Source organism: Mycobacterium sp. E136, from assembly GCF_001666865.1.
Lineage (GTDB): Bacteria > Actinomycetota > Actinomycetes > Mycobacteriales > Mycobacteriaceae > Mycobacterium.
Genome location: NZ_LZJE01000202.1, coordinates 1 through 10,633 on the forward strand (window position 1 = coordinate 1; position 10,633 = coordinate 10,633).

Sequence of the window (10,633 nt, forward strand, 5' to 3'; positions counted from 1 at the left end):
GGCCAGCCGCGGGTTGATGTATCCGTTGACGCTGCCGTCGGTCGAGACACGATACGTGCCTGGCTCGGCGATCTGCGCAACCCAGATCCGCACGTGTGTGTCGCTGTTCACGGTGGTTGTCCCACCGATACTTTCGGTCACCGGCGGATCGGCGACCCCGTCGGGTGCGTCGATGTTGACGCTGATCGCCGGGATCGGGAACCCACTCGTCGGCTGGCCGGTGGTCAGGGTGCGGAAACTGACCGTCACCTCACCCGCGGGCAACTCGATGCTCTCGGCGCCCGGGATCGGGACCTCGCCGTAGGCGTCGAAATCGTCGAGGACGAACGCGTTGAGCACCAGGGTGACGATGAAACCGGCGACGGAGATCACGAGCGTCAACACGGAGACGACGACGGCGACGCGCGGGCCGGTCCTTCCGCTCATGGGCAGAGTTTGGCATGCCCGAGTGCGCGTGGCGTGCTGTTGCGGCGGATAGGTCGACCTCCGTCGGCGTCGGCGGCCAACGGGGACTACCGTCGGAGTGGACCGAATCTGTTGTCCGCACGTCACGGAGGTCGCGATGCCCGAATCCAGCATCGTCGTGCGGCCCGAGCCGATGGAGAGCGGGTCGTACACGGCCGGTTCGCGTCTACAGGCCGCCGGCCTGCAGGGCGCGATCAAGCTCTTCGAGGAGGCGGCCGCGGCCGTACCGGTCCCGCGGCTGCCGCAACCGTTCGTCATCGCCGACTACGGCGCGTCGACCGGTCACAACTCGCTCCTGCCGATCTGCGCCGCAATCGCGGTGCTGCGCAAGCGGACCCGCACCGACCAGCCCACCCTCGTCGTGCACACCGATGTGCCGGAGAACGACTTCACCGCGCTGTTCCGCACGCTCGCCGAGGATCCGGACACCTATTTGAGCAAGGATTCCGCGGCTTTCGCCTCGGCGATCGGCCGGTCCTTCTACTCGCAGATCATGCCGTCGAGCAGCGTGAACTTGGGGTGGAGTTCGTGGGCGATCCATTGGCTCAGCCGTGTCCCCGCGCCGATCCCCGACCATGTGCACGTGGCCTACAGCCGCGACGAGAGCGTGCGCGCCGCGTACGCCCGGCAGGCCGCCACCGACTGGCACGAGTTCATCGCGTTCCGCGGCCGTGAACTGCGTCGCGGCGGGCGTCTGGTCGTGATGACGACCGCGGTCGACGAGAACGGGGACATGGGTTACCGATCGGTGCTCAACGCGCTCGCCGACGCGATCGGCGAGTTGGCCGCGCAGGGGTTGCTGACGGCCGATGAGGTGCACCGGATGGGCATCCCGATCGTCGGCAGGCGGGAACAGGATTTCCTGGCGCCGTTCGCACCGAAGGGCCGCTTCGAACAGCTCGAGATCGAGCACCTCGAGATCTTCAACGCCGAGGACCGTTTCTGGCAGCAGTACCAGCTCGACGGCAACGCAACGGCTTTCGGTGCGCAATGGGCGTCGTTCGCCAGGGCGTCGGTTTTCCCCGTGCTGGCGACCGCACTCGAGGGTGGTGCCGCCGATCCGCGGTCGGGTCAGTTCTTCGATCGCCTCGAGGCGGGTCTCGCGGCTCGGTTGGCCGCGGCTCCCGAGCAGACCCAGATCCCGATGGCGCACCTGGTGTTGACCAAGCGGCCGAGGACGCCCTGAGCCGTCAGCTCGCGATGCGATCGCGAAATGTGTTGCGGTAGCTCTGCGGCGACACACCGGTCAGTCGCCGGAACTGCTCGCGGAAGTTTGCCGCGGAGGTGAAGCCCACCTCACGCCCGATCCGTTCGATCCCGTGGCCGGTGCTCTCCAACAGCTGCTGCGCGTGCCGGATGCGCACGCCGGTCAGCCACTGCATCGGCGTCTGCCCCGTCTCGGCCTGAAAGCGTCGGTTGAGTGTGCGCACGCTGAGCGCCGCGTGCGCCGCGAGGTCGTGCAGCGTGAGGTCGCGGTGTGCGTTGTGTTCGATCCACGCCAACAGATCGTCGAGCGTGGTCTGCTCGGCAATGCTGTTGAGCACCGGGCGGTTTCGGACGATGAACTGGGCCTGACCGCCGCTGCGGTGCAGCGGGGCGACCGCCATGCGGGCCGCGTCCGCGGCCACCGAGCTGCCGTGGTCGAGTGCCACCATGTGCAGGCACAGGTCGAGCCCGGCCGATGCGCCCGCCGACGTCAGGATGTCGCCCTCGTCGACGTAGAGGACGTCGGGATCGAGGTCCACCCCGGGGTACCGCGCGCGGAACAGGTCAGCGGCCACCCAGTGCGTGGTGGCGCGCCTGCCGTCCAACAGCCCGGCCTCCGCGAGCGTGAACGCCCCCGTGCAGATCGAGGCGATCCGCGCTCCCCTGCGGTGCGCGGATCTCAGCGCGTCGACGAGCGCGTCGCACGGCGGGGTGTCCAGGTCGTCGCGGCCGGGCACCACGATGGTGTCGGCGCGCCGGAGGTCCCCGATGCCGTGGTCGCTCGCGATGGCGAGCGGACCCGCGGTGACGACCGGGGCCGTCCCGCACACGATGACGCGGTAGCCCGGCTCCCCGGACGCCAACCGGACGCGGCCGAACACCTCGACCGCCGTGCCCAAGTCGAACGCGATGGTGTCGGGCAGCGCGACGACGGCGACCGTGTGCATGGCGCCACCCTAACAGCGAGTGGCAATTTTTACACCTACTGCTGAGATCTTGCCATCAGGGGTTCATCTCGTATGCACCGTCGTATGCCCTCACCCGCTCCCACACCCGGTCGAACCGCGCGGCGTCGTGCTGGGGCGCGCGGATCGCACCGAGCGCCCACGACTGCTGATCGGGCGTCGCGGTCGGCTTACCGTGCAGTGCAACGGCATACATGTTGAAGTCGCGGATCTGGAAGTCGAAGATCTGGTCGATCAGATCGCGGTCGAGGTCGGTCAGCGCGGCCTGCTCGAGGATGAGCTGACCGTAGACGATCAGCGAGAACAGGTGGCCGACGTTGAGCAGGAAGTCGAGGTCCTTCTGCTGGTCGGCATCTGGCGCCGCGGTCAGCAGCAGGTCGCGAAACGCCTTCGCCTGGTCGTAGAACACCGCGACGTTCGGGATGTCGAGGGCTCGCTCGTAGACCGGCGTCCAGTCGGCGAACTGCACGTTGCCCGCGCCGCGGGTCGGTCCCTGGTTCCAGAAGAATGTGTCGTCGGCGGCGTCGTCGCGAGTGGGGATCTCCGGATACTGCGCGGGGTTGAGCATATAGTTCGGCATGAACTTCAGCACCAGCCCGACATTGACGTGCACGGTGCCCTCGAGGCGGGGCAGTGTCCCGATGAGCTGGGCGACCTCGCGGAACATCGTGTTCTTCTCATAACCCTTGGCGGCGATGACGTCGTGCAGCGCGCGCAGCACGGTCTCGCCCTCCATGGTCACCTTGGCCTTGGTCATCGGGTTGAACAGCAGATAGCGCCGATCGTCGAGGCTGGCGCTGCGGAAGTAGTCGACGGCGCGCCCGCTGAACAGCTTCATCGCGACGAGTCGGGAGTATGCATCGACGAAATTCGCTCGCACGTGCGAGAAGTCGGTGACGGGGTTGCCGTAGAGAATGCGGTTCTGCGCGTGGGTGATCGCCTCGTAGAACGCGTGCTCGGTCATCCCGATCGAACAGGTGCACAGGTTGAACTTGCCGACGTTGACCGTATTGAGCGCGGCGGCAAAGGCTTCCACGCCCGTGTGCAGGATGTCCTGTTCGCGTACCGGGTAGTTCTCGAGCCGGAATGTGCTCACATAGATCTGCATGTGCACGACGTTGTCGATCAGGTGGTAGTCCTCGTGGCGGCTGTCGACGGCGAAGAACACGTACGAGTCCTGGCCATCGATGTCACCGCGACGGCCGAACACCGACACCATGCTGGCGACGTTGCCGTTGCCGATGTAGTACTTCTCTCCGGTGGCGCGGTACAGAATTCCGTTGGCGCGGTCCTCCTCGCTTGCGGGTGTGAGCACCATGTCGGTGTTGTAGACGTCGGCGCCGTGGGCTCGCTCGGACAGTCCGAAGGCCATCACCTCGCCCGCTTCGAGGTCGTCGGCGGCCCGCAGCCTGGCGTCCTTGTTCTCGCTCTGCCAGATCGGCCCGAGGCCGAGGATGGTGACCTGTTCGGTGTACCAGTACGTCAGCCCGTAGAAGCCGAGGATCTCCGACAGCGCGGCGTTGCGGGCGGCGTCCCACCGCTTGTTCGGATCACCGTCGGCGAACTCCGACGGCGTCAGGAAGGTCGCGAACAGTCGTTCGCGCCTGACGAATTCGATGAAATCCGCGGGCCAGTGGGCGGACAGGTCGTCGTCGAGGATGCGTTTCTTGCCGAGGCCCTCGAAGAAGTCGATCGTGGCGCGCAGCAGCCTGCGGGTTTCGGTGTCAAACTGTTGCGGATCGTACGTGTGCGGGTTGAACAACAAGCCGTCCGTCTGCGTCATTGCGCAAGCGTAGGGCGCGGATCGGCGCTACGGAGCTGGTTGACCGGGCAGCTGCGGGGCCGGCACCCACGGAAGACCGGGAATGGTCGGATACGGCGCGGTCGGGCTCCACGGCGGCGGCTGGGTGGTCGGCGGCGGTTCCGTCGTGGCGGGCGGCGGCTCGGTCGTCGGCGGTGGTGGTTCCGACGTCGGCGGCGGTGGTTCCGGCGACGGAGGGGGCGGTTCAGGCGACTGCGGCGCCTCGGTGACCGTCCGGGTCACCGGCGGAGGCGGCTGGTAGACCGTCTGCGGAGCCTGTGTCGCCGGCGGTGGCGGTTCGGCGGTGGTCGTCGTCGCGGGTGGCGGGGTGGCCGTCGGCGGCGTGGTGGTCGATGCAGGCTCGGGCGCGGACTCATCGCCGGACATCACCCACACCACCGCGGCCACCAGAGCGGCCAGCACCACGAGGACACCGCCCGCGAGCGGCACCGCCGGATTGCGGTACCAGGGCACCGGCCGCTGCGGCACGTCGTCCCAGGACTCGTCCTCGAACTGCATCTGCGGACGCACGTCGGCCGCGGCGGGAGATGAGTAGTCATAGGGGTCGGTGGCCATGGCCTCGGGCACGTCGGGGACTTCGTCGGCGTCCGACCACGCCAGGGCTCCGAACGACCCCGACTGTGGCGACGCCTCATCGCCTTGGGCACTGACCTCGGGGGCCATCGCGGTCGCTGCCGCGGCGGCTGCGGCGGCGCCTGGAGCCGCGGACATCGCCGTCATCCCCTCTTCGACGGTGCCACGGACCGCGGCCAACCCGCCGCCCTCGGCCGCGGACAGTTCGGGATGGGCCGACGTGATGACCGGCGCCCGGAACCGCTCCGAGAGCGTGGTGGTGATGACTGGGATACGCGCGCCGCCACCCACCGACGCCACGGCGGCGAGCTCTCGAATACCGTTGCGCTGCAATGTGTCCTGCAGGACATCGGCGAAACCGGCGAGCGGCCCGCGCAGCGCCTCGTCGAGTTCGGTGCGGGTCAGCCGCACGTCGCTGCGGTGCCCGGGCAGTTCGGCGACCAACGACGTGAACGCCGCGGTCGACAGCCGTTCCTTGGCCCCACGGCACTGCGCACGCAGCCGTGACAGCGATCCGATCGCCGAGGTGCTCGACAGGTCGACGGCGCCGGCCGCCGACAGGTCCTCGATGACGTGGGTCAGCAGCGCCTGGTCGACCAGGTCGCCGGACAGGTCGTGGTGGCGGACGGTCTCGCCGATCTGCGCGTAGCCGTTGTCGGCGTCGAACAGGCTGACGCTGGTGCCCGTGCCGCCGAAGTCGCAGAGCGCGATGACGCCGCGGGCCGGCACCCCCGGCTCGTTCTTGAGCGAGGTCAGCGCGGCCACCGCATCGGAGACGACGGGCGCGGGCTGGGGCCGCTGGAATTCGGGAATCGCGGCCAGGGCACCGCGCAGGGCGTCGACCGAGGCGGGCCGCCAGTGCGCCGGATGCGTCACCGCGATCTGGCCGACGGGACTGCGCCCGCCCCCGACCGCGCGCAGCATGGCCCGCAGGGCGTCGGCGAGCACGACTTCGGCCTTGTGACTGGTGCCGTCGGCGGCCACGATGTCGACCGGATCCCCGACGCGGTCGACGAAATCGGTCAGTATCAGGCCGCGTTCGTTGAGGTTGCGGTTCTCGCTGGGCACGCCGACCTCGGGCGGCCGGTGGGGAAACAGGGTCAGCACCGGAGACCGGGTCAGGGCGGCCCTGCCCACGACGACGGCCGCCAGATTGGTGGCGCCGACCGAGAGCCCTACGCCGTCAGCCATCAGCGGATGGTGCCTGCGCCCGGAATCAAAGGCAAATCCAGCGCCGTCACCCAGCCGGGTGAGAGGTCGTTGACGGCGGGTACGGCGTTGAGTGCGCGCAGGCCGGTCGCGAGGCAACCGGCCGCGGCGGCGTCGCGGCCGGAGCCGTCGGTGAACCGGAACGCCGTCTCCTGGAAGATGCTCGGCGTGCCCTCGATGTCGACGCGGTAGACGTCGTTCTCGTTGCCCGACGGCCAGTCGGGTGCGGCGTCGTTGCCGATGCGGTTGACGTGTTCGAGCTGGATCCGCGTCTCGCCCTGGTACACGCCGTTGATGGTGAACCGCACGGCCGCTACGTTTCCGGGCGCGATGACTCCCTTCGCGGTCTTGCGTTCGGTCGGCGTGACCCACTTGTCCCATGTCGTGGTGATCTCGTCGAGCATGATCCCCGCGGCATGCGCGATCATCGGAACCGTTGCGCCCCAGGCGAATATCAGGATGTCGGGGTTCTCCAGCAGCGGCCGGTACTCGGGCGGTTTGCCGATGCCCATCTCGCGGTCGTAGTCGCCCTCATAGTTTGTGTAGTCCAGCAGTTCCGAGGCGCGGACCTTGCGAACCTCCGAACACAGGCCCATCAGCGTCATCGGGAAGAGGTCGTTGGCGAATCCGGGGTCGATACCGGTGGTCAGACACGACGACTCGCCGAGTTCACAAGCCTCGGTGATGGGTTCGATCCAACTCGGCGGGTTGAGGTGCATGGTCGGCCAGATCCACGGCGTCATCGCGGTCGAGCAGACGTCGATGCCGGCCCGCAGGAACCGGGTGATCAGCGCGATGTTGTCATCGGCGTGGTTGGCGGTCGGCCCGTAGTGCACCAACGCATCGGGTTTGAGCGCGATCAGTGCGTCGACGTCGTCGGTCGCGGTCAACCCAAGCGGGGCGCCCAGCCCGCAGATCTCGCCGACGTCGCGGCCCACCTTCTCGGGGTTGCTCACCCCGACGCCGACCAGCTCGAACAGCGGGTGTTTGACGATCTCGGGGATCACCATCTTGCCCACGAAGCCGGTGCCCCAGACGACCACGCGTTTTGCGCCAGAATCCCGAAATCTCCCAGCCACTGCTCGCCTTCCACTCGGCCCCGCACTACACGATAGGGGCGGTCACCGTCCGATCGGATCGGACGCTACAGATTGATCGGATCGGGCCCATCCTTCGTTTTGGTGCTGTCTTTGAGCGCGGCCTTGAACTGCATCGTGCGATAGGGCCAGCCCGTGGCCGTATTCCACTGCGAGACAACCAGTCCGACACCTCCGTCGATGTCGAAGCGCGCTCCCGGCAGCAGGTAGCCACCGTAGAGTTGGGCGACCCGGCTGCCGAAATGGTCTTCGCCGTCCCAGCCCGATCCGAGGACGGGCATCTGGATCGGGGTGGTGTGCATGTTCGCCACCGGCGACGACACGACCCGGTAACCGAGCGCGTACTTCGAGGCGAGGAAGCCGCCCAGCACCCACTTTCCGGGCGCGATACGGCGGAAGGCGAGCTCGCCCCAGCGCTCCTCGACGGGAGTGATCGGCGTCGCGGACGTTCCCCACGACCACCGTGTCCCGTCGAATCCCCAACTGAGATAACGCCTCCGGTCGCCGATGTGCTCGGGGCGCACCCGCATCAGCACGATGCCCTTGTCGCGTTGGAAGCCGGTGGCCGCCACGTACACCCAGCCGTCGTCGGGGTCGTGATCCCATGCCCAGCACTGTGCGTGACCGTTGTGCAGGTCCGCGGGGAACTTCGCCTTCTCCCCCAGGTGCGTCCAGCTCACGCCGCTGTCGCGGGACCGCCAGATCTCGGTCCAGACGACGGTGCCGAAGCCGCGGTTGACGATGGCGTGCAGGTACATGTCGTCGCCGACGGTCAGCAGGTCCGACGGGATCACGGTGCTGATACCGCCGCGGCGCCAGCCGGATCCCGCGTCGTCGTGCTCGTAGTGCCACAGTTGGCGCGCGTAGTCCGGGTCGCTGCCGCCGGCGCGCTCATAGACGATCGGATGGTCGGCGTCGCCGGTGCCGATCAGGATGACCGGCGAGCGCCAGTCTCCCTCGCCGACCCGGGTACCGGAGAAGGTGTCGCCGAACACCGACACCAGCTTTCCGTTCGGCGCGATCACCGACGCGCCGAGGTCGGTGCAGGTGACACCCCATCGATCGGTCAGGCCGGGACCGGTCAGGTCGAGGGCCTTGCCGTTGAGAAGCGGCAGCCGGGCCCGCCCGGTGGGTTCGAGCCCGCGCCCGGCCGCATGGCCGATCGACTGATCGTCAGGCACCTAGAAGCAGCGGCGCAGTCCGCCGGGCTCGCAGATCAACGGATACGGGGTGACCGGGATGGCCAGGGGCTCCTTGAACGTCAGCGTCAGCGGCAGTTCGACCATGCCGGGCTGCTCACCGCAGACCGCGTCGTGGATGATCCTGACCCGGCCCTGAAGCGTGGACCCGTTGAACGAATAGATCTCTTTCTGCAACGCGGTGCTGCCGTCGGGGCAGTTGCGTATCGAGTCGAAGGTGTTCGACTTGAACGTCCAGTCGCCGCCGACCATGTCGGCCTCGGCGCCACCGCGGCCGGCCGGCGTGACCTTCAGCCGGCAGCCGACCGGCAGGATCAGCGGCTCGCGCAGATCGCCAACGGTCGGCACACAGATCGGGAAGATCTCCCAGGTGGTCTCGGCCTGACCGGCGATCTTGACGGTGTAGACCCCTTCGGGGGTGTCGGGAGACTTCACGTCGCCCTGACCGGCGGCGACGCCGGCGGCACCGAACACCAGCGCAAGGATGAACGCGGCGAGGCCCAGCGTCCGCGCGATCGTCTTGGTCACCTCGTGCCCCTTCAGCCGTCTACGGTGGTTCGAGTATCTCAGTGTGCACGGGGCGTCGTCACCGCTTTCCCCGGCTCCGGGTTTTGATGATCAACTACGGCGGGTAGAGCCGACGGGTAACGACGACGCACGCGAGCGGCGGGTGAGGGAATGAAGCGACTGGTGGCGTGGATCGCCATCGTGGCCGTGACCGCGCTGGCGGGCTGCTCCACCGGGCGGGGCGTCGATCTCGGCGATTCGTCGAACAACCTCGTCGCCGCGATCGCCGGCGAACCCGACCAACTCGACCCGCACAAGACCAGCGCGTACTTCTCGTTCGAGGTGCTCGAGAACGTCTTCGACACGCTCGTCGAGCCGGACGCCAACCTGGAGATGCGGCCGGCCCTCGCGGAGTCTTGGGAGGTGAGCCCCGATCAATTGTCGTGGACGTTTCATCTGCGACCGGGTGTGACGTTTCACGACGGCAGCCCGTTCACCGCCGATGACGTCGTGTTCTCGTATCGGCGGATCATCGACGAGCAGTTGGCCAACGCCGACAAGTTCAGCGCCGTCACCGATGTGCGGGCCGTCGACCCGATGACCGTGGTGATCGATGTCAAACACCCGACGCCGAACCTGTTGACCAACATCGGCGGGTTCAAGGGCATGGCGATCGTGCAGCGCCGCAACGTCGAAAGCGGTCAGATCGCCACTCATCCGGTGGGCACCGGGCCGTTCGCGTTCCGGTCGCAGAAGAGCGGCGACTCCATCACGCTGACGGCGAATCCGTCGTACTGGGGCGGTGAACCGAAGGTGGCGGGCGTGACGTTCCGCTTCATCTCCGAACCGTCGACCGCGTTGTCGGCGCTGCAGGCCGGTGAAATCGACTGGACCGACTCGATTCCGACGCAGCGGGCGGCACAGCTCCGCGACGACGACTCGCTGCACCTCGCGGTGACCGCAAGCAACGACTACTGGTATCTCGCGCTCAACGAAGCCCATAAACCGTGGGACGACGTGCGGGCGCGCCAGGCCGTCGCGTACGGCATCGACCGCGCCGCCATCGTGCAGGCCACCAGCTACGGCACCGCTGCGGCCAACCAGCTCGCCATCCCGGAGGGCAACCCGTGGTACACCGCGTACGACCGCTACCGCTACGACACCGACGCCGCGCGACGGCTTTTCGACGAAGCGGGTGTCGGCAATGTCGACCTCGACATGCTGGTCACCAGCGACTACCCCGAGACCGTGACCGCGGCGCAGGTCATCGCCGATAACCTTGCGCCGCTGGGCATCACGGTCAACATCCGCACCGTCGACTTCGCGACCTGGCTCGACGAGCAGAACTCCGGGCACTTCGACATGTTGATGATGGGTTGGCTCGGCAACATCGACCCCGACGACTTCTACTACGCCCAGCACCACACCAACGGGACCAGCAACGCCCAGAAGTTCTCCAACCCGGAGGTCGACCGCCTGCTCGACGCGGGCCGCGTCGAGACGAACCGGCAGGCCCGCTTCGACGATTACCGGCGCGCGGCGACGATCATCGCCGACGAGGTCAGCTACATCTACCTGTACAACCCCTCG

8 protein-coding genes and 1 pseudogene are annotated in these 10,633 nt (G+C 67.8%); 2 read left to right on the top strand and 7 right to left on the bottom strand.

The window, feature by feature from the left end:
• A pseudogene (locus tag A5698_RS13200) lies at positions 1-426 on the bottom strand (SHOCT domain-containing protein); the annotation flags it as partial.
• Positions 427-562: 136 nt separating this feature from the next.
• On the opposite strand from A5698_RS13200, the gene A5698_RS13205 reads away from it, so the two are divergent.
• A complete protein-coding gene (locus A5698_RS13205) occupies positions 563-1,651 on the top strand; it encodes a class I SAM-dependent methyltransferase (RefSeq protein ID WP_068297340.1) in 1,089 nt (362 codons plus the stop codon).
• Positions 1,652-1,655: 4 nt separating this feature from the next.
• Here the strand turns inward: A5698_RS13205 and A5698_RS13210 are convergent, their stop codons facing one another.
• From A5698_RS13210 to A5698_RS13235, 6 genes are all read right to left on the bottom strand, one after another.
• Positions 1,656-2,618: a GlxA family transcriptional regulator gene (locus A5698_RS13210; protein WP_068297327.1), complete on the bottom strand. Its 963-nt coding sequence runs from the start codon at positions 2,616-2,618 to the stop codon at positions 1,656-1,658.
• Positions 2,619-2,673: 55 nt separating this feature from the next.
• Positions 2,674-4,419 (bottom strand): acyl-CoA dehydrogenase family protein, encoded by a 1,746-nt coding sequence (locus tag A5698_RS13215; RefSeq protein ID WP_068297330.1) that lies wholly within the window; start codon positions 4,417-4,419, stop codon positions 2,674-2,676.
• 27 nt (positions 4,420-4,446) lie between these two features.
• Complete coding sequence (locus tag A5698_RS13220) at positions 4,447-6,222, bottom strand: Hsp70 family protein (RefSeq protein ID WP_068297333.1); 1,776 nt, start codon at positions 6,220-6,222, stop codon at positions 4,447-4,449.
• Positions 6,222-7,250: an NAD(P)H-dependent amine dehydrogenase family protein gene (locus tag A5698_RS13225; protein WP_068297343.1), complete on the bottom strand. Its 1,029-nt coding sequence runs from the start codon at positions 7,248-7,250 to the stop codon at positions 6,222-6,224. The genes A5698_RS13220 and A5698_RS13225 overlap by 1 nt, the downstream gene beginning before the upstream one ends.
• Before the next feature lie 134 nt (positions 7,251-7,384).
• Positions 7,385-8,452, bottom strand: coding sequence for a glycoside hydrolase family 183 protein (locus A5698_RS13230; protein ID WP_068297346.1), 1,068 nt, complete (start codon positions 8,450-8,452; stop codon positions 7,385-7,387).
• 66 nt (positions 8,453-8,518) lie between these two features.
• Positions 8,519-9,064 (bottom strand): hypothetical protein, encoded by a 546-nt coding sequence (locus tag A5698_RS13235; RefSeq protein ID WP_068297336.1) that lies wholly within the window; start codon positions 9,062-9,064, stop codon positions 8,519-8,521.
• A 150-nt stretch (positions 9,065-9,214) separates the two neighbouring features.
• Here A5698_RS13235 and A5698_RS13240 point away from each other — a divergent pair.
• Positions 9,215-10,633: ABC transporter substrate-binding protein (locus A5698_RS13240; protein ID WP_068297338.1), on the top strand; the 1,419-nt coding region annotated here is incomplete at its 3' end.

Bases quoted from the DNA above. Each gene is read 5' to 3' on its own strand.
- A5698_RS13210 (WP_068297327.1), bottom strand. From the start codon at position 2,618: ATGCACACGGTCGCCGTCGTCGCGCTGCCCGACACCATCGCGTTCGAC.
- A5698_RS13215 (WP_068297330.1), bottom strand. From the start codon at position 4,419: ATGACGCAGACGGACGGCTTGTTGTTCAACCCGCACACGTACGATCCG.
- A5698_RS13225 (WP_068297343.1), bottom strand. From the start codon at position 7,250: ATGGTGATCCCCGAGATCGTCAAACACCCGCTGTTCGAGCTGGTCGGC.
- A5698_RS13220 (WP_068297333.1), bottom strand. From the start codon at position 6,222: ATGGCTGACGGCGTAGGGCTCTCGGTCGGCGCCACCAATCTGGCGGCC.
- A5698_RS13205 (WP_068297340.1), top strand. From the start codon at position 563: ATGCCCGAATCCAGCATCGTCGTGCGGCCCGAGCCGATGGAGAGCGGG.